General features: G+C 70.6%; 22 protein-coding genes. 7 read left to right on the plus strand and 15 right to left on the minus strand.

Annotation, left to right across the window (positions count from 1 at the left end):
* The 10 genes from ACQRWP_RS14640 to ACQRWP_RS14685 form a co-directional block, all read right to left on the minus strand.
* Positions 1-2,175 (minus strand): peptidase domain-containing ABC transporter, encoded by a 2,175-nt coding sequence (locus ACQRWP_RS14640; RefSeq protein ID WP_430502778.1) that lies wholly within the window; start codon positions 2,173-2,175, stop codon positions 1-3.
* The gene (locus ACQRWP_RS14645; protein ID WP_430502779.1) at positions 2,172-2,669 is read right to left on the minus strand and encodes a hypothetical protein; all 498 of its coding nucleotides are present in this window, start codon (positions 2,667-2,669) and stop codon (positions 2,172-2,174) included. Before ACQRWP_RS14645 ends, ACQRWP_RS14640 begins: the two co-directional genes overlap by 4 nt.
* Positions 2,662-6,000 carry a type 2 lanthipeptide synthetase LanM family protein gene (locus ACQRWP_RS14650; protein WP_430502780.1) on the minus strand — a complete coding sequence of 1,113 codons (3,339 nt, stop codon included), beginning with the start codon at positions 5,998-6,000 and terminating at the stop codon, positions 2,662-2,664. Before ACQRWP_RS14650 ends, ACQRWP_RS14645 begins: the two co-directional genes overlap by 8 nt.
* A gap of 94 nt (positions 6,001-6,094) precedes the next feature.
* Positions 6,095-6,373: a mersacidin/lichenicidin family type 2 lantibiotic gene (locus tag ACQRWP_RS14655; RefSeq protein ID WP_091399738.1), complete on the minus strand. Its 279-nt coding sequence runs from the start codon at positions 6,371-6,373 to the stop codon at positions 6,095-6,097.
* Between the two features lie 89 nt (positions 6,374-6,462).
* The gene (locus tag ACQRWP_RS14660) at positions 6,463-6,714 is read right to left on the minus strand and encodes a mersacidin/lichenicidin family type 2 lantibiotic (RefSeq protein WP_357177187.1); all 252 of its coding nucleotides are present in this window, start codon (positions 6,712-6,714) and stop codon (positions 6,463-6,465) included.
* Between the two features lie 73 nt (positions 6,715-6,787).
* The gene (locus ACQRWP_RS14665) at positions 6,788-10,105 is read right to left on the minus strand and encodes a type 2 lanthipeptide synthetase LanM family protein (protein ID WP_430502781.1); all 3,318 of its coding nucleotides are present in this window, start codon (positions 10,103-10,105) and stop codon (positions 6,788-6,790) included.
* A 33-nt stretch (positions 10,106-10,138) separates the two neighbouring features.
* On the minus strand, positions 10,139-10,963 hold the full coding sequence (locus ACQRWP_RS14670) for an AfsR/SARP family transcriptional regulator (RefSeq protein WP_430502782.1): 825 nt from the start codon (positions 10,961-10,963) through the stop codon (positions 10,139-10,141).
* A gap of 312 nt (positions 10,964-11,275) precedes the next feature.
* Entirely contained in the window at positions 11,276-11,893 is a 618-nt protein-coding gene (locus ACQRWP_RS14675) for a VOC family protein (protein WP_430502783.1), read from the minus strand.
* A 77-nt stretch (positions 11,894-11,970) separates the two neighbouring features.
* Positions 11,971-13,161, minus strand: a complete 1,191-nt coding sequence (locus tag ACQRWP_RS14680; protein WP_430502784.1) for an MFS transporter — start codon at positions 13,159-13,161, stop codon at positions 11,971-11,973.
* A gap of 99 nt (positions 13,162-13,260) precedes the next feature.
* Positions 13,261-13,728: a MarR family winged helix-turn-helix transcriptional regulator gene (locus tag ACQRWP_RS14685; protein WP_430502785.1), complete on the minus strand. Its 468-nt coding sequence runs from the start codon at positions 13,726-13,728 to the stop codon at positions 13,261-13,263.
* 97 nt (positions 13,729-13,825) lie between these two features.
* On the opposite strand from ACQRWP_RS14685, the gene ACQRWP_RS14690 reads away from it, so the two are divergent.
* Positions 13,826-14,671, plus strand: coding sequence for an NAD(P)H-binding protein (locus ACQRWP_RS14690; protein WP_430502786.1), 846 nt, complete (start codon positions 13,826-13,828; stop codon positions 14,669-14,671).
* Positions 14,672-14,746: 75 nt separating this feature from the next.
* On the opposite strand, the gene ACQRWP_RS14695 is transcribed toward ACQRWP_RS14690, so the two are convergent.
* From ACQRWP_RS14695 to ACQRWP_RS14705, 3 genes are all read right to left on the minus strand, one after another.
* Entirely contained in the window at positions 14,747-15,631 is an 885-nt protein-coding gene (locus ACQRWP_RS14695; protein WP_430502787.1) for a pyridoxal-phosphate dependent enzyme, read from the minus strand.
* A 63-nt stretch (positions 15,632-15,694) separates the two neighbouring features.
* Positions 15,695-16,228 carry a hypothetical protein gene (locus ACQRWP_RS14700; RefSeq protein WP_430502788.1) on the minus strand — a complete coding sequence of 178 codons (534 nt, stop codon included), beginning with the start codon at positions 16,226-16,228 and terminating at the stop codon, positions 15,695-15,697.
* A gap of 113 nt (positions 16,229-16,341) precedes the next feature.
* Positions 16,342-17,055: a GAF and ANTAR domain-containing protein gene (locus ACQRWP_RS14705; RefSeq protein ID WP_430502789.1), complete on the minus strand. Its 714-nt coding sequence runs from the start codon at positions 17,053-17,055 to the stop codon at positions 16,342-16,344.
* Between the two features lie 262 nt (positions 17,056-17,317).
* On the opposite strand from ACQRWP_RS14705, the gene ACQRWP_RS14710 reads away from it, so the two are divergent.
* Together ACQRWP_RS14710 and ACQRWP_RS14715 are read left to right on the plus strand one after the other, a co-directional pair.
* Positions 17,318-17,491 carry a hypothetical protein gene (locus ACQRWP_RS14710; protein ID WP_430503409.1) on the plus strand — a complete coding sequence of 58 codons (174 nt, stop codon included), beginning with the start codon at positions 17,318-17,320 and terminating at the stop codon, positions 17,489-17,491.
* A 21-nt stretch (positions 17,492-17,512) separates the two neighbouring features.
* A complete protein-coding gene (locus tag ACQRWP_RS14715; protein ID WP_430502790.1) occupies positions 17,513-18,256 on the plus strand; it encodes a DNA alkylation repair protein in 744 nt (247 codons plus the stop codon).
* Here the strand turns inward: ACQRWP_RS14715 and ACQRWP_RS14720 are convergent.
* Positions 18,153-20,492 carry an LLM class flavin-dependent oxidoreductase gene (locus ACQRWP_RS14720; RefSeq protein WP_430502791.1) on the minus strand — a complete coding sequence of 780 codons (2,340 nt, stop codon included), beginning with the start codon at positions 20,490-20,492 and terminating at the stop codon, positions 18,153-18,155. The two genes, ACQRWP_RS14715 and ACQRWP_RS14720, sit on opposite strands and share 104 nt — an antisense overlap.
* A gap of 143 nt (positions 20,493-20,635) precedes the next feature.
* Between ACQRWP_RS14720 and ACQRWP_RS14725 the strand changes: the two genes are divergently transcribed.
* Positions 20,636-21,160, plus strand: a complete 525-nt coding sequence (locus ACQRWP_RS14725; protein ID WP_430502792.1) for a MarR family winged helix-turn-helix transcriptional regulator — start codon at positions 20,636-20,638, stop codon at positions 21,158-21,160.
* A 73-nt stretch (positions 21,161-21,233) separates the two neighbouring features.
* On the opposite strand, the gene ACQRWP_RS14730 is transcribed toward ACQRWP_RS14725, so the two are convergent.
* A complete protein-coding gene (locus ACQRWP_RS14730; protein WP_430503204.1) occupies positions 21,234-22,061 on the minus strand; it encodes an SAM-dependent methyltransferase in 828 nt (275 codons plus the stop codon).
* 208 nt (positions 22,062-22,269) lie between these two features.
* On the opposite strand from ACQRWP_RS14730, the gene ACQRWP_RS14735 reads away from it, so the two are divergent.
* The 3 genes from ACQRWP_RS14735 to ACQRWP_RS14745 all read left to right on the plus strand — a co-directional run bounded on the left by ACQRWP_RS14735 (position 22,270) and on the right by ACQRWP_RS14745 (position 25,648).
* Positions 22,270-22,713, plus strand: coding sequence for a DivIVA domain-containing protein (locus ACQRWP_RS14735; protein WP_430502793.1), 444 nt, complete (start codon positions 22,270-22,272; stop codon positions 22,711-22,713).
* Positions 22,714-22,828: 115 nt separating this feature from the next.
* Entirely contained in the window at positions 22,829-23,764 is a 936-nt protein-coding gene (locus ACQRWP_RS14740) for a hypothetical protein (protein ID WP_430502794.1), read from the plus strand.
* 174 nt (positions 23,765-23,938) lie between these two features.
* On the plus strand, positions 23,939-25,648 hold the full coding sequence (locus ACQRWP_RS14745) for a cellulose binding domain-containing protein (RefSeq protein ID WP_430502795.1): 1,710 nt from the start codon (positions 23,939-23,941) through the stop codon (positions 25,646-25,648).
* The last annotated feature ends 53 nt before the right edge of the window (positions 25,649-25,701 follow it).

The raw sequence follows: 25,701 nt of genomic DNA on the forward strand, positions 1-25,701 counted from the left end.
CTACCGCGGCCGGGCGGTCTGGAGCTGGTCGCGGATCAGCGCCTCGTAGTAGCGCCCGTGCGCGATCAGCTCGTCGTGCGTGCCCTGCTCCACCAGGGAGCCCTCCTCCATCACACCGATCAGGTCCGCGTTGAGCACGGTGCTCAACCGGTGCGCGATGACGATCCTGGTGCACGACAACGCCGAGAGGACGTCGTCCACCCGACGCTCGGTGACCACGTCCAGGTGGCTGGTCGCCTCGTCGAGCAGGAGCAGCGGCGGGTTGTGCACGAGGGCGCGGGCGAGGGCCAGCCGTTGCCGCTGGCCGCCGGAGAGCCCTCCGCCGCCCTCGGTGAGTCGTGTCTCGTACGCCATCGGCATCGCCATGATCTCGTCGTGGATCTGCGCGCGCTCGGCGGCGAGAACGACCTCGTCGTAGGTCGCCGACGGGTGGCCGAGGGAGATGTTGTCGCGGACAGATCCGGCGAACAGGGCGGGTTCCTGGGTGACCATGCCACACCAGCGGCGCAGCTCGCGGAAGTCGAGGTCCTGGAGCAGACGCCCGTCGAAGCGGACCTCGCCCTCACTGGGCACGTACAGCCCGATGATCGTCTTGGCGAGCGTCGTCTTACCCGAACCGGTCCGTCCGACCAGCGCCACCTTCGCGCCGGCCGGAATGGAGAGGTCGACTCCGCGTACGGCCCAGGCGGCGTTGGCGCTGTAGCGCATGCCGACCCCGCTCAGCGTCACCTGCCCCGAGATGCGGCCCGGTGGCTGGGACGTGGACCGGTCCTGCTCGGCGGCCTCGTCCATCACGTCCCGGATCCGTTCCAGGTGGGTGCCGACCGTCTGTAGCTGGCGGGCCGTGTTGACCAGGCCCATCAGCGGGGTGAGCACGGCCGCGGCGAGGGCGTTGAGCGCCAGCATGGTGCCCAGCGACATCGCGCCGGCGACGACCTGGTGCGCGCCGACCCACAGCAGGAGCAACGGCGAGCCCATCCGGAACACCCCGAGCGTCGCCTCCAACCCGGTCTCCAGCTGACGGCGGTGCAGCGAGGCGAACTGCCGGGTCTGGAACAGCCCGGACCAGCGGCCGAGGACCTGCTGCTCGGCGCCCATCGCCTTCACCGTCTCGGCGCCGGCCAGCACCTCGACGGCGTAGTTCTGCTCCTCGGCCTGCGCGGCGATGTCGCGATGCGTGCGTTCCCGCATGGCCCGGTACGTCGCCACGATCGCGCCGAGTTGCAGCAGACCCAGGCCCAGCACCAGCCAGGCGTAGAGCGGGGTGAACGCAAGGAGCATGCCGATGTAGACGACGACGAACAGTCCGTCGAGGACGAGCGACATGGTCTGGCTGGTGACCAGGTCGCGGATGACGGTGTTGCTGGACATCCGCATCAGCAGGTCGCCGCTGCTGCGCAGTTGGAAGTACGAGTACGGCAGGGCGAGCAGGTGGTCGAAGAAGCGCCGCATCATGGTGTCGTCCATGCGGGCGTGCAACACGTTGAGAGCGACACCTCGGGCGTAGGTGCCCACGCCCTGGGTGGCCAACAACAGGAGCATGCCGAGGCCGAGAACGGTCAGGGCTTCGACCTGACCCTTCCCGATCACCGTGTCGACAGCGAACTTGGTGATCAGCGCCGGCAGCAGCACCGCGAGTTGGAGCAGCAGCGAGACGACCAGGACCAGGGCGAGCAGCGGACGGGAGAAGGTCAGCATGCTGCGGGCGAACCGCAGCGAGGCCAGCCGCCCTGGACTGGGGCGGCGCTCGAACTCCTCACCGGGGGTGAGTTCGATGGCGATGCCGGTGAATCCCTCGCCGAACTCCTCGCGGCTCATCCGCCGCCGGCCCATCCCCGGGTCGACGACGACGGCGCCGCGTCGGTCCCACCGCTCCAACACCAGATAGTGCCGGAAGTTCCAGTGCACGATCGCGGGCAGCCGCAGCTGCGGCAGTCCGTCGAGGTCGACGCTGACACCCCGGGCCCGCATGCCCGTCCGGCGGGCGAGCTGGGTCATCTGCAACGCCGTGGCACCGTCGCGGCCGATGCCCAACTGCTCGCGGCACTCGGCGACGGAGGTCCACCGCCGGTAGGAGCTGAAGACCATCGCCAGGCACGCTGCGCCGCATTCGGTAGCGCTCATCTGGAGCATGATCGGCACCCGGCGGCGCTGTCGCAGCCAACTCAGCGTCATCGGAGGACCCCCTCAACGCCCGGCACCAGCTCCAGCAGGGTGGGGTTGGCGACCACGAGACTGAGCCGGCCGAAGGTCTGCTTCGTCTCGCCGGAGAGCAGGACGATGGTGACCGGCCGGGCCACCTCCGCCGGGATGTTCCAGCGCCGAGCTGCGGCGTCGTCGACGACGACCTCGGCCCGCACGACCCGCAGGGTCGCCCGTCCGCCCTCCTGGACCAGGGTGACCTCCGTGCCCTGCGCCGGCTCGGGGTCGAGACGTCCGGCGAACATGGAGACCAGATTCGACCCGTCGGCACCGATCGCGGCGCCGTCGACAGTGCGCGGCACCCGCATGAACGCCGCGAAGCCCAGGCCGATCAGCAGCAGCACTGCGAGCGCGACCAGCGGCCGTCCGGAGGACCGGATCGGGCTCCGTGCTGGGCCGTCGTGCACGCCACCGCGGTAGGTCGCCAACGCCTGCGGACGGTACGGCCAGACCTGCTGCTCAGCCACGCGGGTCACCGCCCACCGCCGGAACGGGAGGCTCGACCAGCAGGATCGACGGAACCCGGGCCGGCAGGGCCAGGCGCAGCAGGTTGTAGCCGATGCCGGCGATGCCGCTCATCAGGCCGGGAGTCTCCGCGCCGAGTGGAACCCCACACAGCCAGCCGTCCCGGTCGATGTAGTCCAGGATGCTGGCGGCCACCAGCTCGGCCTGCCGGGCGGCGTCCTCGTCCCCGCGGACCCGGGCGGCGGCCAGCAGGGCCTCGACGTTGCCGAGGTCGCCGTGGCAGATGCTGTGGTTGCCGGTGCCCGTGATGACCTCACCGGTCAGGCCGAACCGCAGCATGCCGGTGCTGGCGTCGGAGAGGTCGCGGTCGAGCAGTTCGTGGTCGTCGACGTAGCCGGCCAGGTCGGCGCGGGCGAGCGCGATGCCGGGCCCGCCGTGGCACCACGCGACCATGGAGTACCGCTCCGGCGTGGTGTCGCGCAGGTCGAGCCAGCACATGTGCTCCGGGTCGAAGGCCGAGCGTTCGTAACGCATCGCTCCCTCGACCAGGGGCAGGTGGTCGCGGTTGCCGAGGGCCCGGTCCAGCCGGGCCAGGGCGACCGCGATGCCGGACCCACCGTGTGAGAAACCCGCAAGTGGCCGGCTCGGGTTCACCGCGCCCGCCCAGCCGATCCCGTCGCCAGCCGGCTCGGCCTTGTCCGCCAGGATCCGGGCGAACGTGCGGGCCGCGTCGAGGATCGGCTCCGACGGCCGTGCCGCGTGCAGCGCCAGCAGCGCGAGGATCGCTCCGGCCGCGCCGCTGATCACGTCGTACGCCTCGTCCTGCGGCGCGAGCTGCAGCAGGACGGGCACGATGCGTCCGGCGGCGTCCAACAGGTCGTCGCGCTGCCACAGGGCGCCCAGGTGACTCAACGCGTACAGCGGCCCGCCCAGCTCGTTGAAGGCGCCGACGGTGAAGTTCTCCAGGCTCTCCGCCGGCGTCTCGTCGAGCAGGTCGATCTGACGTACCAGCATGCCGGCGGCGACCTCGGCCGCGCTGCGGAAGCGCTGCTCGCCGCTGACCTCGCCGAGGTAGCCGAGGAACAGCGCGATTCCGGACAGCCCGCTGTAGAGGTCGATCCCGACCGGGCCGAGCTGCCAGATCTTGTCGGCCACCAGGGTGTGCCCGAGCCAGGCGATCGAGTCCTCGCCGGTGTCGGCGGTCAGCAGCAGCCGGTCGCCGGCAGCGCACGCGGCGGCGATGAACCGGTCCACGTCGGCGGGAACGGTGGCGGCGTTGACCTGGTACTCCGACCACTGCCCCTGACTCTCCACGCCCATCGTCAGCGCCGCGAGCGAGCTGCGCAGGATCCAGGTCTGCTGGGCCAGGTGCGTTTCGGAGAGGGCGCCAATGCGCTGCCGCGACCGCTCCAGGCCGCTGGTGGGCAGCACCCCGGCGACCACCGAGCCGTCTCCGGCGACGAAGTCGTGCGAGGCGGGCGTCGTGCTGAAGAAGGGGATGTCGCCGCGGCTCAGCTGTGCCTGCTCGGCGGTGGCGATCCGGGCCTCGGCTCCGGGCCACTCCTCCTGCAACCAGAGGAAGCTGAAGAACCGCTCGCGGTCCAGCGCGTTGCGCAGCAGGTCGGGGTGGCGGCTCTCCTGCAGCAGCTTGCCGTAGGTGCGGGTGGCGCGCAGGATCACGCGTACCTCGTCACCGGCGAACGCGGCCACCGGCCCGTCCGGTGCCAGGAGTTCGTCGCGGTGGCGGTGCAGCAGCCGGTAGGTCTGCTCGAACCCGGCCATGATGTCGGCGCTGAAGTCGAGGGTGTGGTGTGCCGCGTCGCTCAGGCTGGGAAGGTTCTGCCCGCCGCCCATCTCGATCCGTTTACGGACCAGGCGCATCTCGTCGGTGCCGGACTCCTCCCAGGTGGCGACCGGGGTGGGCGTGAGCTGCCCGGCGGTGCCGGCCAGGCCGCTGAAGTCGACGCCGCCGACACCGTCGTCGTCCTGGTAGATGATGGGCCGGGGCAGGAGCCCGACCTCCAGGACCGACTCCCGCATCGTCCGGAACGACTCCGCCGAGACGCCGATCTGCTGGTCTGTCTGCTCGCCCTGCGGGTGGAAGAGGGCTTCCAGGTCGACCAGCATCGGGTGCTCACCGGCGGCGATGATGTTCTCCAGGTGGAAGTCGACGGCCGCGAGGCTGTGCAGCAACGCCAGGTAGCTGCCCTGCCGGGTGTAGAAGCGGCGCAGCGCGTCGTGATCGGCGCAGGGCCCGGCGGTGACGAACTCCGACCAGCCGTAGTCATCGCGGTCGAGCACCCACATGGTGCGCAGCGACGGTTGCGCGCCGCGCGTGTTGAGCCAGTCCAGCAGGTGCTGGAAGTGCAGCTCGACCTGCAATCCCCGGGGCTTGTAGACGGCGCGGGCGCCGTTGGCGAAGCGGACGAACCCGACCGAGCGGCCACCGCGGTGGGAGTCACCGGCGCCGAACGACACCTCTGTGACGCTGCCCAGCTCCGCCGGGTCGCCCAGCCGGGCGGTCAGCGCGGTGGCGTCCGCGGTGAGGCGCTGGGCGAACTCGACCCGGGCGTCCACCCAGTTGTCGATGAGGATGGTCGCGTCCCGGGCCAGCACCGGGTACTCCATCAGGACGTCGAGCGTGTACTTCGGGTCGCGCAGCCGCCGGGCGAAGTCCTGGAAGCGCTGCTGCGAGGTCTCCCCCTCCAACTGTCCCTGCAACCGCAGGACGTTGAGTTCCAGCACGAGCACCCGGCCGACGAGCAGGTTGATCGCCCCGTAGGGCGGCTCGCAGAGTTGGTCGGCGAGCAGGTCGGCGTCCAGGTGTGGTCCGGGCGTCTCCGCGCAGGCCGCGTGCACCGCCTCGCGTACCCGGCGTACGCCGTCGTCCACCAGCGGTCGCACCAACTCGACGAACGCGGCGTGCGGGTGCGGCTCGTGGTGGTGGTCATGGTCATGCTCGTGGTCGTGCCCGTGGTGGTCAGTGTCAGCGGTCTCGCCCGGCCGGTGGTTGCGCCAGGCGCGCTCGATGGTGCGCACGTACTCCGGGATGTCGGCGAACCTGCTGCGGACCGTTTCCGGCGTCTCGCCCAGCACCCTGGTCAGCGTGGGCTCGTCGAGGTCGAGGGCGTCGAGCCAGCTCTCGAACAGGTCCGTGTCACCGGCGAAGACCGGTTCGTTCTTCCACCGATCGAGCCGGAGCCGCCCCCGGTCCTCGTCCACCGAGCCGGTCGGCGCCGCACCGCCGAGCCTCTCCGGCAGGGAGTACGCCAGGTACCAGCAGGGGTTCGAAACGTCCACCGGGTCGTGACCGGGCAGGTGCGACTGCGTCATCGGGGATGCTCTCTCTCGCGCAGCGGTCGGGTCTCGCGGGGGGACGGTGCCCGGACACCTCAGGCGTCCGGGCACCGCCGGTGGAGCGGATGGATCAGGCGGTGCACAGACCGCAGGTCGACTGCGTCTGGCAGGTGCCACAGGTGGTTCCGCCGCACGTCGCGCCACAGGAACCGCACGGGGTCTCCCGGGCGGTGAAGCCGCCGCAGCAGCCGAGGGTCCAGAGGCCCTCGGTGCGCGCGCCGGCGATGTGTGCGAGGACGTCGTCACCGAGCTCGACCACGCCGCAGGGGTGCTCCGGCAGCGCCGCCAACTGCTCGGCGGAAAGACTCGCCCGGTACTCGGGGTCCTTCCAGGCTTGCACAATGTTCATTAAGGGCTCTCCTCAGAGGATTCGGGATGCGCTGGCGAGAGAACACAGGTGTGGAGGACGGACCGCGTCCTCTCGCCGAGGTGGATCGATCAGCCGCAGCAGCCGACGGTGAACGCCGCGCAGGTGCCGTTGCAGAAGGTGCCGTTGAAGGAGAAGCAGCCGGCGGCCCCGGTGACCACGGTGATCGTGGGAGTCGGGGTCCACGTGCCGCCGTCGGCCCCGTCGAGCTCCTGGTCGTTCAGCTCGACGAAGCCGGCCGGGTTCGCCGGCAGGCTGGCACGCTCCTCGTCGCTGAGCGACGCCCGGTAGACCGGGTCCTTCCACGCCCTGATGTAGTCCATCTGAAACTCCGATCTATCGGTGGTGAAGTGCGATACCTGGATGGGCCTCCACGGGCGGAACCGTAGGTCCGCGCTATGGCAGATCGATGGCACCGCGATGGTCGGTCGGCGGTTCCAGCAGCAGCACCGACGGCACACCCGCCGGGTCGGCCCAGCGCAGGAGGGCGTAGCCGATGCCGGCCAGGCCGCTCATCAGCCCGGGTGTCTCCACGCCCCGCGGCACGCCGCACCGCCAGTCGCGGTTCTCGATGTCCGTGACGGCCGCCGCCGCGATCGCGGCGGCGCGCTGGGCCGCCCCGTCGTCGCCGAGGGCTCGCGCGGCGGCCAGCGCCGCCTCGGCGTTGCCGAGGTCCCCGTGGCAGATCGAATGGTTGTGCAGCAGGTTGCCCGGCTTCAGCGTCGCCGTCAGGGCACGCCGCAGGTCGTCGCGCAGCAGCGCGCCGCCGGTGGCGTAGCCGAGCAGTTCCGCCCGTGCCATCGCGACGCCGGCCGCTCCGTGGCACCAGGCGACCATGGAGTCGCCCTCCGGCGTGTCCGGGCGTAGGTCGCGCCAGTTGCCTGTCGCCTCGTCGTACACCGTGCGTTCGTAGCGCAGCGCCGCGTCCACCGTGTCGCGATGCTCGCGTGTCCCGGCGTACCGGTCCCAGCGGGCCAGGGCCGTCGCGATACCGGACGCACCGTGGGAGAACCCCGCCAGCGGCGCCTCGGCGTAGAGGGTGCCGCACCAACCGACCCCGTCGCCCACCGGCTGCGCGCCGGTGAGCACGTGCCGGGCCAGCGTCCGGGCGCCGTCGAGCAGGCTGGGGTCACCGGTGACCTGGTGCAGCGACAGCAGGGCCAGCAGCCCGCCGGCACTGCCATTGATGATGTCGTACTCGCGGCTCTCGGTGGCGTGCGAGACCATCGACGCGGCCAGGCCCACGGCGGTGTCGACCAGGTCGGCGCGGTCCAGGACAGCGGTGAGGTGGCTCATTGCGTACACCGAACCGCCCAGGTGGTCGAAGCCGCCGACGCCCGCGGTCCCGGCCGGGCCGGCGAGCCAGCTCTGCGCCTCGCGGAGCATCATCGTGGCGGCCCGGTCGGCGGCCTGTCGGTAGGTCGCGTCGCCGGTGACGTCTGCCAGCCGGGCGAGGAACAGGGCGATGCCGCTGATGCCGTTGTAGAGGTCCATGGCGCTCGGGCCGAGCATCCACACCTTGTCGGCGATCAGGCTCAGGCCCAGCCAGCAGATCCGGTCGTCCTCGGCGAGCGCGGTCGCCAGCAACCGATCCCCGATGACGCGCGCCGCGTCGACGAAGCGCTCAGGTGCGACCGCCGGGGGCGCAACAGTCGAGGGCACGACCTTCGCGGGTACGACCGGCGGCGGCAGCACCACCACGCCCGGGCGGTTCGGTGGACGCCACCGCGACGGGTCCCCCATGATCAGCGCGGTGAGTGAAGCTTCGATGATCCAGCTCTGCTGGGCCAGGTGGTCCTCGGACATGCCCACCAGTCGGTCGCGGACCGCGTCCAGCCCGGTCTGGAGCAGTGCTCCCGGCACCACCGTGCCATCGCCACCGGTGAGGTCCGTCGACGACGGTGTGGTCACGAAGATCGGCACGTCGCCGGCGTACATCTGGGCCAGCTCCGCGGCGATGAGGAGGTTGCGGTGCTCGCGGTGCTCATGCCCGGCCCACAGGTTCTCGAGGTACCGGTCCCGGTCCAACGCGTCTCGCAGCAGGTCTGGGTGCTGCGTCTCGGCGAGCAGCCGAACGTACGACTCGGTGGCACGCAGGACCACCCGCACCTCGTCGTGCGCGAACGCCGCCACCGGGCCGGACGGCCCCAGCAACTCGTCCCGGTGTCGCAACAGGATCCGGTAGAGCGTGCGGTATCCGTCGCCGATCTCGGGCGCGAACTCCGTCACGTCCAGGCGCTGCTCGCCCAGGGTGGGCAGGTTTCCCGAACCGGGCAGCAGCACCCGCCGCCGATCCAGGCGCATCTCGTCGGTGCCGAACCCGTCCCAGACCGTGACCGGCCGGGCGGTCAACTGCCCGCCGGCCCCCGACATCCCGCTCATGTCGAACTGGTTGACCTGGTTGCCCTCGGTCCAGACCACGGGTGCCGGCAGCAGCCCGACCGTGACGACCGACCTGCTCATCAACTCGACGCCGACGCTCTGCAGGTAGCCCGCCTGGTCGCCGACCGGCCGTTCCCACTGCCAGTTGTGCAGCATCGCCTCCAGATCGATGAGCATCGGGTTCTCACCGGAGGCGATCACGTTCTCCAGATGGAAATCCGTCGCGCCGAGGGCCTGCAACAGGGCCAGCAGCGCACCCTGCCGCCGATGGAACCGGCCGAGGGCGTCCCGGTCGGCACAGGGTCCACTCTCGACGAACTCCGTCCACCCGTACACCTCGCGGTCGACGACCCAGAACGTGCGCAGCACGGGGTCCGCACCGCGCTCGTTCAGCCAGGCCAGCAGGTGTTGGAAGTGGCCGTCGACCTGAAGACGCCGGGGCTTGTACATCACCCGGGCGCCGGTCGCGAAGCGGACCACCGCCACCGAGCGACCGCCCCGATGGCTGTCGCCCGCCCCGAAGCTCACCTCGGCCAGGTCCCCGAGCGAGTCCGGCCCGCCGCACCGGTCGGCCAGCTCCGCGTAGTCGGCGACGACGCGCTCGGCGAACTCCAGCCGGCTGGCCTCCCAGTTCTCGACGACCCGCACCAGATCCCGGGCCAGCACGGGATATTCGCGCAGCAGGCGCAGCGCGTGCTGCGACTGCCCCAACCGGTGGAGGAAGTCGTGGAAGCGCTCGTGCGGGTTGCTTCCGGACAGCTCGCCCCGGATCCGCAGCACGTTGAGTTCCAGCGCCATCGTCCGGGCCACCAGCATGTTGACGGTGTCGAGCGGCCCCGGGCCCAGCCGCGTGGTCAGCGCCTCGGCGGACAGGTGCGGGTGGCCGTCGACCAACGCCGCCACCCGCGCGCCCAACCGTTCCAGCGCGGCGGCGATCAGTGGCGCGACGAGCACCGCGAATCCCGCGGCGTCATCGTGTCCCGCCGCGCCGTGACCGGGCGCCACCGCGGCGGCCGGATGTCGCCGCGCGGCCTCGACCAGCCGACGGGCGTAATCCGGTGCCGTGTCGAACCGGGCCCGGACGGTCTCGGGCGGCTCGCCCAGGACCCGGATCAGACCGGCCTCGTCGAGCCGGTGCTGGGCCAGCCGCCGCTGGATCAGGTCGGGCCGCCTCGTGTGGACCGGCTCGTCCAGCCACATCTTCAGCCGGATCCGGCCGAGATCCTCGTCGACGGGGCCGGTCGGCGCCGCGCCGGTCAGCCGCTCCCGCAGGGAGTGACCCAGAAACCATCCGGCGTCCCCCGGCTGCACCGGGGCAAGGCCGTCGTCCATCTGCTCCGCCTCACCGCGCGGCGTCGCCGCGCATCACGTGGTGGTGGCCGCCCGTGCCCGGGCGGGTCCTTCGAGAAAACGGCCCGGCACCGAAGGCGGGCCCAGGTCGCCGCGCAACATCGAGGTGTACGCGGCGAGCAGCGCCGGGGTCGGCTCGACGCCCAACTCGGTCGCCAGGCGGGTACGGAAAGCGCCGAACACGTCCATCGCCTCGCCCTGCCTGCCGGTCTGGTACAGGGCGGTCATCAGCATGATCGCCAGCCGTTCCCGCAGGGGATACTCCGTCTGCAACGCGATGAGCGCGGGGATCGCCCGGTGGCAGTCGCCCAGCCGCAGGTGCAGTTCCAACCGGTGTTCCAGGCAGACGACGCGGCGTTCGAGCAGGTGTTGCCGACGGCTCTCCGCGTACGGACCGGTCAGGCCCGCCAACGGCTCACCCGCCCAGCTCTGCTCGGCCTCGGCCAGTAGCGCCGCGGCTCCGGCGAGGTCGCCGGCCGTCTCGGCGGCAGCCGCCCGTTCAACCGCCTCGTCGAAGTCCGCGACGTCGGTGCGGGCCGAGCCGAGACGCAGCCGGTAGCCGATCCGGGAGCTGTCGATCGCGGGGCCGTCGTGGCCGACGCACGCCGCCTGGAGCGTGCGTCGCAGCCGATAGATGTACGGCGGAATCAGCTTCGTGCCGGTCGCCGGGGCCTGGCCGCCCCAGACTCCCTGCAGGATCGACGCCGGTGTGACCACGCGGTCCGCGTTGAACAGCAGGATCGCGAAGACCGCCTGTTGCCGGACGGGCCCGAGGTCGAGCCACTCTCTGCCGACCTCGGCGTGCAGCGGGCCGAGGGCGAGAAACCGTACCCGCGTCACGGCATCGCACCGCCCGTACCAGGACTCGTCATCGAGGTCTCCTCCCTACCGGCGGCCGGGGAACCGCGCACAGGCGACGAGGCACGGCACGTCACCCGAGTCAGCTCTGAATCCGGCGGTGCCGCTTGGATCGAAGATCATCGCGTCCGGGGGATGGTAGGGCGCTCGGCGTACAACTCGCGTACATCGCCCGTACGAACAGCGCGCAGCGGATAGCCGCGCGCACTCCGAAGCGGAAACGGTGCTGCCGGTGAGTCATCAGGTGACTCACCGGCAGCACGTCGATCAGTAGGTCCTACGCGTCGGCGTAGGTCACTCGGGCGGCTTGGCCCCCGACTGCTCGCTGACCATGTACGCCGCATACCAGTCGGGCCAGTTGTCGTCATGCTCGCCCGTGCGTTTCTCGTGCTCACCGTGCGCGGCAGCCGCGCGCCGAAGCGCGCTCGCCAGGTCGCTCGTGGAGCCGAACGACGTGAGGCCGCCCTCGATGCGTCCGGGAAGCCTGGTCGTGATCTCCTGCATCAGCCAGGTGTTGCCGTCCGGGTCGCGCAGCGTGGCGCGCGAGAAGTAGCTGCGCCGCTGCGGATCCGGCCCGTCGACCGGGCCGTCCGGGCTGACATGGAAAACGTCGCCGACCTCGACACCGGCGGCGACGAGGGTGTCGTGGGCCGCCTCGATGTCGGACACGATCAGGTACGCCATGGCCGAGCCGGGTGCCGCAGACGTGAGCCCGGGGCCGAACTGTACGGAACACGCGGAGCCGTGCGGCGTCAACTGGACGATGCCGGGCGGGGTCTGGTCGAGCCGCCACCCGAGCCGTTCGTAGAACGCCTTCGCCCGGTCGACATCCGAGACCGGGATGACGATCACCTCAAGCTTGACGTCCAGGCTCTCGATGCGCGACGTCGCACTCGCGTCGCCCTGGGCCACCTTCGGACTCATCGCCGCCCCCCTTCCTGATCACCACGCTACTGCTTGCGTCAGTGCTCGGCGCCGGCTTCCCGGCATCAGCCCGGCGCCATCCTGGTGGCCCTGCGCACCCCCAACAGGGCGACCAGGGCGAGGAGGATGACGGCGACGGAGTACTCGTCGGCGGTCCTCGGCAGGCCGCCGGCGTAGACCACGAGGAAGCCGGCGATCACCGTGGGGAGACCGAAGCCGACGTAGCAGACGACGTAGAGCACGGACAGCACGCTGGCGCGTTGGTGCGCCTCGACCAGCGGCATGACCGTCTTGAGGCTGCCCTGGAAGCCGCTGCCGAAGCCGACGCCCCCGAACGCGAGGCCGACGAAGAAGCCCGGGATGGACTGCGCCATGATCGCCACCAACGTGACGATCATGCCCAGGATGAGCGCGACGATTCCGGTCAGGATCACGGTCCGCGCGGCGGTGTTGCGCTGTACCAGCACGGCGATCGACCCGAAGACGGCGAAGACGAAGAGGACCAGACCGCCGATCACGATCGACGTGTTCATGAGGCTGCGGACCAGCGCCGGGCCGAGCGCGCCGAAGAACCCGGCCAGCGCCCAGACCGCGAAGAGCACCGGGACGACGACCAGGACCGGTTGGCGCACCGAGCGGGGCAGCGTGATGTCCGGCCGCAGGCTGCGACGGGCCCCGGCCATCGGGGTGACCGTCTCCGGCATCAGCGCGACCCCGACGGCCTGGATCAGCAGGATCACGAGCAGCACGACGTACACCAGTCGCGTCGGCGCGGGCAGAAACTGGATGAGCAGCGCCGAGAGCAGGGCGCCGCTTCCGGTTCCGATGCCGGGGGCGATCGAGTTGGCGAGCGTGCCCCGGGCCCGGTCGATGTCGAGCATGGCGGCGCCCACCGCGCCGGTGGCGGCGCCGGCTGCCAGCCCCTGCACGAGGCGGGCGACCAGCAGGGCCGCGACGCCGTTGGCGAAGATGAACACGACCAGCGCGAGCATCTGCACCGCGATCGCGACGGCCAGCACCGGCCGCCGACCGACGTGGTCGGACAACCTGCCGAACGTGAGCAGCGACGCCAGCACCGCGAGGGCGTAGACGGCGAACACCACGGTGGTGGTGACCGGCGAGAAGTGCCAGCGTTCCTGGTACACACCGTAGAGCGGGGTCGGGGCCGCCGACGCGGCCAGGAACGACACCAGGATCGACGCCAGCAGCACCAGGGAGACCGTCGGTGTGAGTCGGGCCCGCCGCACGATGGGCATGTCGGTGCTCCTCGGCTGCGTGAATAGCGGTCAGCCTGGGCGTTCCGCCGACCCCCGGGGCCAGGGCGGCGTACCCGGTTGGCGCCGGCACATGCCAGCTCAGCCCTCGCTGTCCGGACCGGTTGCCGGGAGGCTCGCCACGCCACGGGCCAGCGCGTCCCGGAAGTCGCGGTACCGGTCGGGCCCGAGCGTGTCGGCGAGTTTCTGCTCGATCAGGTGCACGAAGCCGTCGGAGGCCCCCATGAAGCTGAGGCCCCGATCCGTCGGCACGATCAACTTTGCCCGGCGGTCGGCCGGGTCGGGCGTACGCCGGACGTAGCCCAGCCGTTCCAACTCGTCGAGGATCGCGCCCATCGTCTGCTTGTTCCGGCCGGCCAGCCGGGCCAGCTCGCCGGGGCGGGTGCCCTCGGCGTCCAGGTACGCGAGGACGGCGCCGTGGCGAGGTCGGACGTCGTCGAACCCCTGCTCCGCCGAGCGTCGGAAGATCTCCCGCTGGACGCGTGCAGAGAGCTGCACGGCCAGGATCCCGAGGTCGGGGTCCTGCTCCTTCAGTGTGCTGCGCTTCATAATTTGGTCCAATCATTGGACGGTACAACTTATGGACTATATCGTCGCTGGCGGCGACCGTGGTCCGACCTCGGTCCGCCTGATCGAGAGGATGACCATGACCATTCTGATAACCGGGGCAAATGGCACCGTGTCGCGGGAGGTGCTGCGGGAGCTGGCCGGCAAGCAGCCGGTCCGCGCCCTCGTCCGGGACGCGTCGCGCACACCAGGGCTCGACGGGGTCGAGTACGTCGTCGGCGACCTGGACCGCCCCACCACGCTGACCCCGGCGTTCGAGGGCGTGACGACGCTCTGGTTGCTGACGCCGATGGGCCCACTGGCACCGAGCCAGAGCATGAACGCGGTGTGGGCGGCCCGGCAGGCCGGCGTGCGCCACATCGTCCGGCTCTCCGCGATCGGCGCCGCCCACGACGCGCCCACCCGCAACGGCCGCCTGCACGCGCTCTCCGACGCGGAACTACAGGAGTCGGGCATCCCCTGGACCATCCTGCGGCCGAGTCACTTCATGCAGAACCTGCTCGGCGCCAAGGCCGGTGAACACCTCTACGGCCTCTTCGGTGACGCGCGGGTCGGCCTGATCGACGCCCGGGACATCGCCGCCGCCGGGGCAGCGATCCTCGCCGCCCCACAGCAGCACCAGGGCAAGATCTACACCCCCACCGGCCCGGAGAGCATCACGCTCGACCAGGCCGCTGACGAGATCGCCCGGACCCTCGGCCAGCCGGTGCGCTACGTGCCGCAGAGCCCGGAGCAGGCACGCGACGGCCTGCTCCAGGCCGGCCTCGACCAGTGGTCGGCCGAGGTCCTCGCCGAGTACCGGATCGCCTACGGCTCCGGGTGGGGCGACTTCACCAACGACCATGTCGAGCGGATCGTGGGCCGGCGGCCGCGGACCTTCGCCGAGTTCGCCCGCGATCACCGCGAGCACTTCGCCAGCGTCTGATCCGTCGACAGCTCGGCGCGGTGCCCTCCGGCGCGGTTCCGCCGGAGGGCACCGCCGTGCGTGCCGGCCGTGCCCCTACAGCTCGGGGTGACCGAAGAGTCCCGGCAGCCCGCCGCTGTGCAGAAAGACGACCCGGTCGCCGTGCGGGAAGCTGCCGGCCAGCAGCGCCGCCATCGCCCGACCGGTGTACGTCGGGTCCAGGAAGACCCCCTCCGTACGCGCTGTCACCTCCAGCGCCGCCCGGACGGCGTCGGTAAGCGTGCGGTACCCCGCACCCACCTGGGTGCCGTCGATCCGCAGCGCGTCCGGCTCGACCTCGCCGACGAGCAGCCCGGCGACGGTCGCCCGTGGGTCCGGCACGGCGCCGACATCCACGCCGATCACCCGCTGCGCGCCCAACTCCCGCACCAGGCCGGCCATCGTCCCGCCGGAGCCGAGCGCCGCCACGACCTCGACCCCGTCGACGTCCGGCACCTGGGCCCGCAGCTCCCGACCGCAGTCCACATAACCCTGGATTGACGCGGGAGCGGTGCCGCCGAACGGGATGACGTACGCCGATCGTCGCTCCGCCTCGGCCGCCACCACCTCGGCGAGCGGACGGTCTCCGCTCCAGACGATCTCCGCGCCGGCGAGCCCGTCGAGCAGCAGGTTGCCTCGTCGACGCTCCGGGGGCGGGCCGACGAGCACCAGCACGCAGGAAAGGCCGAGCCGCGCGGCCGCAGCCGCGGTGAGCCGGGCGTGGTTGCTCTGCGGCGCCCCGGAGGTGATCAGCGTGGTGGCGCCGTCGGCGATCGCCTGCGCACAGGTGTACCGGAGCTTGCGGATCTTGTTGCCGCCCCCGCCGAGGCCGGTGAGATCGTCACGCTTGAACCAGAGCTCGGTCAGCCCCAGCCGGGCGGCGAGCCGGGGCGCGGCCTCCAACGGCGTCGGCCAGGTACCGAGGGGAACGGGTGTGATCATTCGTGCAGCTAAACACTCTCCGGCGGCGCACGCAGCTTCCTGGCCGTCGGCGCTCTGCGGCGGCTATGCCCGACGTGCTGCTGCCCGGGGCAGCGGACCGACGTCAGAGTGGCGACCGGGACGGAGCGCCGCGTGCCGCTGCCCGGGACCCGCCCCGTCGCGGACGGCGAGCGCGTCGGCCACCGCCCCGGTGGCGAACGCGTAGATGGACTTGTGCAACACGTCGATGGCAAGTTCGGGGCGGGGCCAGGTCAGCGGAGGCGCCCCCACGCCGGTGGCGTTCTCCAGGATCTGGTCGTTGGTCAGGCGCACCGCCGTGAACATCGTCGAAGCCCAGGCGCCGCGCAGCCCGGCCTGCGCCATGACGCTACGCAGCACGCCGACCAGCGCGCCCTGGCCGTAGTGCATCGCCAGGTTCTGCCACCGGGGCTGCTGCCCGGAGGTTTCCGGCAGGCCGGTCAGCCTGGCCAACACCCGGGCGGGCACGTAGGAGTCGGGCCGACCGGTCACCCGCTGTTCGATCTTCTCGGCGGCAGTCATCACCGCCGCCCCGGCCAGGCCCGCCACCAGGCCCTGCCACACCGCTCGCTTCAGCATGGTTCAGCCCTACCCACCGCTCAGGCACCCACACCCGCGACTCGTCATCGGACGGCTGCCTGGTTTGCCGCCGTTCGAGGCGGGGTGCGGTGGCGATCGGGTCAGGGCGAGACTCACCCTTGAGATTTTCCGACTGCCTGGGCGACCAGGGCCTCCGCGACCTCGCGCACCTTCCGGTTGGTGTCCTGGGAGATCTTCGACAGCAGCGCGAACGCCTCCTCCGACGAGCACCGCCGGCTCCCCATGATGATCCCTTTGGCCTGCTCGATCACCGCCCGACTCCGCATCGCCTCCTGCATCTGCCCGGCCAGCGTGGCGGCGTTCTCGTACAGGTGAGCGTTGGCCAGTGCCACCGCCGCGTACGCGGCGAAGCCCTCCGCGCTGGCGATCGAGGACGGATCGAATGCGTCCGGCGAATCGCTGTAGACGTTGAGCGCACCGACCACCGACCCTTGGATGGGAAGCCCGATGGAGAGGGAACTCTTCACCCCGGCGGCGCGAGCTCTCTCCGCCCATGCCGGCCAGCGCTCTTCGGTTGCCATGTCCGGCACGGAGATGGTGTCACCGCTGGCGGAGGCATCCAGGCAGGGGCCCCGGTGCTGCTCGTACTGCCACTCGTCCAGCTGACGGGCCAGCTCGCCGGTGAATGCCCCAGTCCAACCGACCCGACCCCGAACCAGAGTGACCGTCACCTCTCGCGTCCCGGGGATGCTCCCCTTGGCAAGGTCGGCGATCCGGAGCAGCATGTCGTCGAGGCTGACCTCGTCGAGTCTGACCCGGCCCAGCTCGGCCAACGCGTCGGCGGGATCCATCGTCGGCTGCGTCATCGTAGGGTCCTACCCCCTGAATCACCCACTCACACGCCGCTGAGGGCGTGGCCGCCTGCGTTTCCGCAGATCAGCTCCAGCGGGTCGGGGTCGCGAATGTCGGGCCACGACGAGGTCGGTCAGCGGCTCCGTCACACCGGGCCGGTGAACTGGCTGACGTGGTAGGCGGTGCTGCGGCCGTCCGGGGTGCGGGTCCATTTCGAGACCATCAGGTGCAGGTCGTCGGCGTTCCGGCTCGTAGACGTACTCGCCGTCGCGCTGCATGGTCCACATCTGGAACGGGTCCTTGTTGTCCGGGCTGTTCCACCACTTCAGCGACGTACGGATGAAGTCGTTGCACGAGTGGCGCGAGGTGCCGGGTGGGCACTTCTTCCGCCACGATCTGTTCGTCCAGGACCTCAACGGAATGCTCGGACGCCTACGCCGCGCCGGATGACCCCCGGTAGCGTCGACGGTCATGGCCACCAGCGTCGACGTGTCTCGGGAACTCGCCAGCCTCACCGATCCCCGTCGAGCCGAGGCGTCGAGCCGGTTCCTCCAGATGGTCCCCGGTGGGTACGGCGAGGGCGACCGGGCCCTCGGTGTCTCCGTGCCCGACCAGCGCGAGGTGGCCGCCCGGTTCTGGCGCGACCTCTCGCTGGCCGAAACGACGAAGCTGCTCACCGGAGGCGCGCACGAGGAGCGGTTGACCGCACTGTTCATCCTGGTACGAAAGTTCGCCAAGGGCGACGAGCAGGATCGGGGTCGGATCTTCGGCACCCTTCTGGCCAACACCGACCGCATCAACAACTGGGACCTGGTGGACTCGTCCGCGCCGTACATCGTCGGCCCCTGGCTGATCGACAGGGACCGGGGCGTCCTGGATCGGTTGGCCGAGTCGAGCCTCGTGTGGGAGCGGCGCATCGCCATCATGGCGACCTTCGCCTTCATCAAGGCCGGCGACTTCGAGTGGACCTTCCGACTCGCCGACCGGCTCCTGCACGACCCGCACGACCTCGTCCGGAAGGCGGTGGGCTGGATGCTGCGTGAGGTGGGCAACCGGGACCGAGCGGCGGAGGAGGAGTTCCTCGCCCGCCGCTACCGGGTCATGCCACGGGTCATGCTGCGGTACGCGATCGAGAAGTTCGAACCGCAGCGTCGCCGCGACTACCTGTCCGGTGTCCTCCAGGCCCCGCCGGTGGGATGGGGAAGTTCCGGTTGAAGACGTTGTCCGGGTCGTAGCTGGCCTTGATGGCGCGCAGCCGGCCGAGGGTGGGCTCGGGCCAGGCATCCAGCAGTCGAGCCGGATCCGTGTCGCTCTCGAAGCTGAGATACAGGCCGTCGAGGTGCGGGTACAGCTCGGCCCAGAGCTTGTCGAGTTGGGGCCGGCGGTCCGGGACCGTGGCGGCGAGCACCGAGAAGTTCTGCTCCCGGTGCGGGTAGGCGGTCGCGTCGCGGGCGACGTCGTTCACCGCCCCGCCGACGGACCGCAACTGCGTGATCATCACATCGCCGGAATGGATCATGTGCTCCATGAGGTCGGCCGCCTGCGGTGTGACGTGGTGCAACAGACCGCTGCGGGTGTCCTCCAGCCCCTGCCCCCGATGCTCGTTGCCCGGCGGCATGACGATCGCCGGGTACGGCACGAGCTGCGCCTGCTGGTCGAGGATCGGCCCGATCTCCAGGAACGGGCTCAGGGCGGACTGTGCCGCCTCGACGTCCTCACCGGCGTAGACGAGGGTGACCTGCGCAGCCGGAGGGTTGCCACGGCGACCGGGAAAGAGGGAGAGGAAGCTCGTCAACTCCCGCGGCGCGTCCTCGACGAGTTGGCCCCAGCGGCGCAGCAGTTGGGCGGTGTCGGTGGCGTCCGCGACGAGCTGGGCGTAGACGACGCTGTCGACCTCGTACGCCTCCAGCTCGAGCGCGGTGACCACACCGAAGTTTCCACCGGCACCGCGGATGGCCCAGAACAGGTCGGGGTGATGCTCGTCGTCGACGCGGAGCAGGCGGCCATCCGCGGTGACGATCTCGGCGGCGACGACGTGGTCGATGGTCAGGCCGTGCTTGCGCGCGAGGTATCCGACGCCGGCGGTGGTGGCGAGACCACCGACGCCCACGTCTCCGTAGTCGCCCGAGCTCATGGCCAGGCCGTACGGGGCGAGCGCCTGGGCCACGTCGCCCCACCGGGCACCCGGCTCCAGCCGCACCCGACGGGTCGCTCGGTCGAGCACCTCGACCTTGTTCATCCTCGACATGTCGATGACGACTCCCCCGTCGTTGGTCGACCGGCCGCTGATGCCGTGCCCGCCGCTGCGCACCGACAGCGGGACATCCTGCGTCCGGGCGTACGACACGGCCTCGACCACCTCGGCGGCGTTCTGCGGACGGATCACCAGGGCCGGCGATCCGTGCCGGCTGTAGGTGTGGCGCACCCGCTCGTACTCCGGGTCACCGGGCTCGACGGACGTGGTGGCCAGCGACGGGGGCAGCGCGTCGTAGTCGAGGCCGGGGTGCCGCTCGGCCAGCGCGATGCTCGTGCGGACCGGCCCGGCGCCGACCACACCCCCGGTGCGCTCCTTGGCGACCGCCTCCCGCAGCGCGGGGGCGATCTCCTGCCCGAGGGTCTGGATCAGGCGTTGGTCGTCACGGCCGATCAGGAAGGTGCTGAACCCCTCCTCGAGGACCAGTGGAAGGAGCTGGTCGACCCACTGCTCGACGGGCCCCTGGAGGAAGCCGCGGCTGCGCGACGAGACGTCGACCTTGAACAGGTTGAGCAGCCGTCGGATCTCCCGGGGCTCACGGCCCGCGGCGATGGCCGCCTCGTCGATGAGCCGGTTGGCGGTCACCCGGTCCGGAGATCGCAGGTATTCCAGCGTCGGCAGCCAGCCGTTGGCCTTCTGGCCGGTCAGGGCCAGCATCTTCGGCTGGTACGCGCCGAGCCAGATGTCGATGTCATGTGCCGGCTTCGGGCCGCGCTGCATGCCGGGTACGGGGTAGTACTCCCCGTCCAGCCGCAGCGGTCCGGTGGCGGTGTCGTCCCAGACACCGCGCAGGACGTCGATCGCCTCCCGCAGGGCCGTCACTCCCTGCCCTGCGGTCAGCCGACGTGCGCCCATGCCCTCGATCCCATCCCAGAACGCGCCGGCACCGAGGCCCAGTTCGAAACGGCCGTGCGACAACCGGTCCAGGCTCGCCGCGGCCCGGGCCAGCACGGCCGGCGGGCGCAGCGGCAGGCTGAGGACGTTCCCCGAGATCCGGAGCCGCTCCGTGCGGGCGGCGACCCAACTCAGCAGGGTCCACGTGTCGAGGAATTCCGCGTTGTACGGGTGGTCCTGGAAGGTGACCAGGTCCAGCCCCGCCGCCTCGGTCAGCTCGGCCAGCGCCACCACCTGATCCGGGTCGTGCACGCTGGGTGTCAGGAACGACCCAAACCGGAGTTCGTGCCCGTAGTCGGACATTGCTTCACCATCCACACGATCGTTTGATCCACTTATCGTTTTTTGAGCCTATCGTTTGTCAGACAACCTATCTTCACAGCCAATCATTCCTTGGCTACCGCGATGTCGGATGATGATCACCCGCCGGCCACTAGCATCGGGACATGTCCGGGACCGATCCCTGCGAGCTGCCGGCCGACCGCAAGCGCGGCTCGAACTTCGGCTGGTCTCTGGGCATGGTGCTGCGCCGCTGGCACGAGCGCGTCGAAGAGTTGCTGAAGGACCTGCCGCACGGCAGCCGGGGCTACCACATCCTGGCCGTCGTCGTGCACGAGGAAGTGCCCACGCAGGGTGCCCTGGCCGCTCGCCTGTCCATCGACCGCAGCGTGCTGACCTACGTCATCGACGACCTGGCGAACGCCGGTCTCATCGAACGCAGACCTGCCCCCCAGGACCGGCGGGCCCGACGGGTCGTGGCCACCGAACGCGGACGTCAGACGCTCGCCGAGGCCGAGCGGCGGGTCGCCCACGCCGAGGACCATGTGCTGGGCGGGTTACCGGAGGAGCAGCGCGAGGTCTTTCGCGACCTCGCTGCCCAGGCCGCCGAAGCGATCCACGCCGCCGCACCCGCCACGGACCCCTGCGTGGCGGTGCAGAGCGTCCTTCCGCCAGCCGACCAGTCCGGCTGACCACCCGCACCGGACGGCGGCGTTCGACACCAGGACGACCCGCCCTGGTGACGACCACCGCCGGAAGACAGCGTCAGCGCTTGCGACCCACCCCGCCGAAGGCGTCGATGTCGGCAGGCGTGTCGACCGCGTCGTCCGGTCGCCACTGCGGGCACGGCACGACGCCGGGCTCGACCAGCTCCAGGCCGTCGAAAAAGCCGGCGATCTCGTCGGGCGAGCGCAGGGTGTACGGCGTCGCCCCGCTGTCGTTGTAGTCGTCCTGCGCCTGCTGCATCTCGGCGCTGATCAGGCTCGTGCCGTCGTTCAGCGAGAGGTAGCTGCCGCTCGGCAGCGCCGCCACCAACTGCCGGGTGATCGAGCGGGCCGCCTCGTAGTCGGGCACGTGGCCCATGACGCCACTGAGGATGAGACCGATCGGCTGCGCGAAGTCCAGCGTCTTGCCGGCCTCGGCGATGACCGCGGCCGGGTCGTGCAGGTCGCCGTCGATGTAGGCGGTCGTGCCCTCGGCCGCGCCCACCAGCAACGCCCGCGCGTGCACCAGCACCAGCGGGTCGCTGTCGACGTAGACGATCCGCGCGTCCGGCGCGATCCGCTGGGCCACCTCGTGGGTGTTGTTGGCGGTCGGCAGCCCGGTGCCGACGTCGAGGAACTGGCGGATGCCCGCGTCGGCAGCGAGGAACATGATCGAGCGGACCAGGAACTGCCGGGAGGCCCGGGCCACATCGACGACGCCGGGGAAGACCTGGCGATACTGGTCCCCGGCCTCGCGGTCGACAGCGAAGTTGTCCTTGCCACCGAGCCAGTAGTTCCAGATCCGCGCCGAATGCGGCACCGACGTGTCGATCTTCTGCTGCGCGCCAGCCTCACCAGCCTCGGTCCGGCCGGTCGTCGGCGATTCCATGGTCACGACGAAACCCCCATGTAGAACGCGTAAGCGACGTCGTCGCGGGACGGCCCGGTCGAGGAAGTGGCCACCCGTGACCGTGCCACGGTATAGAAGGCCAAGGATTCACACTACTCCCCGTCACTCCACAGGAGACCCTGGCAGCTTGACTCACTCGCCATGCTGGAGCCGCCAGCCCTTGTCCCGTACCACCTGAGGAGAACCCATGGCAAAGCCGGTCAAGACCGCGGCAGCCCTCTTCGGGCTGGGCGTCGGCGTCGCGGTCGGTTCAGCCTTCGGACCGGTTGCGGTCTGGCTCGGAGTCGCGGTCGCCGCGGTGGGCATCGGGCTCTCCCTGATCGGTACGGCAGAGTCCGATCTGGTGGGGGACGGCCTGGTCGACCGCGACGAGCCCGCCGGGGTGACCAGCGACGCAACGGTGGTGGGCAGGGCGGGCGTCGCCGAGCGAAAGCGGCGGAACGCGAACAGACCCACATTCGCCAACCTGGGAACCCGGGTCGAGCAGATCCTCAAACTCGCCGAGGAGCAGGCCGACGACCACCTCAACGCCGCGCGGCTCGAGGCCGACAAGACGGTGAGCGCCGCCCGCCAGGAGGCGGAGGCGATCCTGCGCCGGGCGCGCGATCAGGCAGCGGGGAACACCGGATAACCGGCAGCCCTCGCTCTGTTCGGCGCACCCACGGTCCGGCCGATCCCTCTCGCGAGGGAGTGACGTCCCCTGTCAGCGGGGTCCGCCCACTGCGGGGCGCCGGCAGGATCGGTGCATGACGACATCAACACCGATCGTCGGTCGGACCGTCCACGGCCTGACGTACGCAGTGCTCGGCTGGGCCGTGGCATACGGGGGCGTGCGTCTGGCCTGGACGGTCGGCGAGGCTCCGGAGTTCGGGCGGCTCGGGCTGGACCTGCTCGGCTTCACCGGCTGGTGGTCGGTGGCGTTGTGCGCGGCCGCCGGCGGGCTGGCGGTTGCCCTGGATCGGGTGGCGACCTGGCGGCCGGCGCTTGCGGGGCTCGCCTGGACGGTCGCCGGAGCGCTGGTCGCGGCCGCCGCGATCCTGCTGCCGGAGTTGGTGGGCTTCCTGCTGTTCACCGTCGGCCCGTTCTTCGACCCGCTGGCGTTCGCCAGCCGGCTCGGCTGTGTCACCGGAGCGGTCCTGCTCGCTTTGGCCACCGCGCGTTATCAGCGGCGCACCCGGGGCGACTGCCCAGACTGCTGCCGGACGGTCCGTCCGGGTGCGCGACGCTCGGCACCCGCGCGGTGGGCGCGCTGGGCCGCGTACGCCGTTGTGGGCGGTCTCGTGACCCGCTTCGCGGCCCAGTTCGTGGTGGGATTCGACCGCGTCGACCAGAGCGCCTCCCTGCTCGGGTTGGAGATCGGCCTGGTGCTGGCCGGAGTGCTGTTGCCGCTGGCGCTGGTGTACCACTGGGGTGAGGTCTGGCCCGGGTGGGTTCCGCTGCTCGCCGGCCGCACGATTCCTCGTCCGCTGCTGCTGGTGCCCGGCTTCGGGCTCGGCGCGGGCATCGTGGCCTACTTCGGCATGGGGATGGTGCAGGTGTCGTCGGGCTCGCACAGCGAGTTCTCCGACGCGTTCCTGTGGGTGGCGATGTCGGCGTACCTCGTCATGGGGGTGGGCCTGGTCATCGCGTCCACCGACTACCACCTGCGCACTCGCAGGCAGTGCGGCACCTGCGACCGGTGACGGCACCACTGATGGTGGGCCGATTGCATTGACAGGAATCGTTGGACGAATTAACTTTCTGGAATCACCACCTGGGAGCGCTCCCAATCCTTCCGCCGCTCACACCATCGCTGAACTCGCCGCAGACGAGCCCTCCCGAGGCGTGGAAGCCCCCACCACTTCAGGAGGAGTTTCATGAGAAGAAGAAGAAGAAGAGTGACCAACGCCGCCCTGGTGTCGGCCGGTGCCGTCCTGCTGGCGTCGGCAGCGGTCGCCGTGGCGATGCCGGCGGGGGCCGCAGCCGCCGGCTGTTCGGTCAACTACACCGTGTCCTCGCAGTGGCAGGGCGGCTTCGGCGCCAACGTCACCATCACCAATCTCGATGACGCGGTGACGAGTTGGACGCTGACCTGGAACTACAACGCCGGACAGACCGTCACGCAGGCGTGGAACACGACGCTGACGCAGAGCGGGGCCGCCGTCACGGCCAAGAACGTCGGCTACAACGGGGCCATCCCGACCAACGGGACTGTCTCGTTCGGTTTCAACGGCTCATGGACCGGCAGCAACCCAGATCCGACCATTTTCGCGTTGAACGGGGTGGGGTGCACCGGTGGCACCGAGCCGACCCCGCCGCCGACCGACCCGCCGCCCACCACCACCCCGCCGCCGAACGGGCCGGCGGACATCACTGTGAACAGCGCGACCAGATACCAGACGGTCGACGGGTTCGGGGCCGCGCATTCGATCTGGGGTAGCGCTTGGTCGACAGCCGACACGCAGACGCTGGTCGGGATGGATGCCAACCAGTTGGGGCTCTCCATCGTGCGGACCGGTCTGTCGCCGGTGTCCAGCGAGTGGGCGACGCACGTGAACTCGTTGAAGACGGCGAAGTCGTACGGGTCGAACGTGAAGATCCTCGCCTCGCCCTGGACCGCGCCAGCGGCGTGGAAGACCAACAACAGCCGCGTCAACGGCGGCAAGCTGAAGACCGACTACTACGACGACTACGCCAACCATCTGAACAGCTACGTGCAGTACATGCGTGGCCAGGGCGTACCCATCGACGTCACCTCGGTGCAGAACGAGCCCGACTGGCACCCGGACTACGACTCGATGGACTGGAGCGGCACCGAGCTGCGCACCTTCGTCCGCGACCAGGGCACCAAGGTGCAGAACACCAGGCTGATGGTGGCCGAGGCGGTGAACATGAACTACGGCTACACCGACCCGACCCTCAACGACGCGACCGCCCGCAACAACATCGGCTACGTCGGCGGGCACCTCTACGGCACCGAGGAGTCGGGCCGGCTGCGGCCGTACTCCCTGGCCGAGCAGCACAACAAGCCGGTGTGGATGACCGAGTGGAACCTGCACGCCGCCGACGGTGGCGGCTCCAACATCTGGGGCAACCCCGCCAACGCGGTGGTCTGGAACGAGACCCTCGACGACATCATGCGCACCGTGCACAAGTCGATGGAGGCCAACTGGAACGCCTACATCTGGTGGTACGGCAAGCGCTACTACTCCTTCATCGGTGACGGCGAAGCCGCGTTCGGCACCACCGCGGGCGCTCCGCTCAAACGCGGGTACGCCTTCTCGCAGTACGCCAAGTACGTCCGCCCCGGCTACCAGCGGGTCGCCCTGACGAAGAGCTCGAAAGCCTCGCCGCTGGAGGTGACGGCCTACCAGGGCGACGGGAAGATCACCCTGGTGATCCTCAACCGCTCGAACAGTGCGGTCAACAACGCCGTGATCCAGGCCCCGCAGAACGTCAGCCGGGCTGAGCACTACCTCACCTCGCAGAACGCCAACGCGGCCAGCCAGCCGACCAGCGTCAGCGGCGGTCAGGCCACCATCAACGTCGGCGCCCGCAGCATCTCCACCCTCGTATTCACCCTCTGAACGCTCTGCTCGGCCTTGGGCCTGGTTGGCGTGGCGGGTGCCCCAGCCACACG

The sequence above is a fragment of the Micromonospora trifolii genome, from assembly GCF_050516465.1.
GTDB classification, from domain to species: Bacteria; Actinomycetota; Actinomycetes; order Mycobacteriales; family Micromonosporaceae; genus Micromonospora; species Micromonospora trifolii.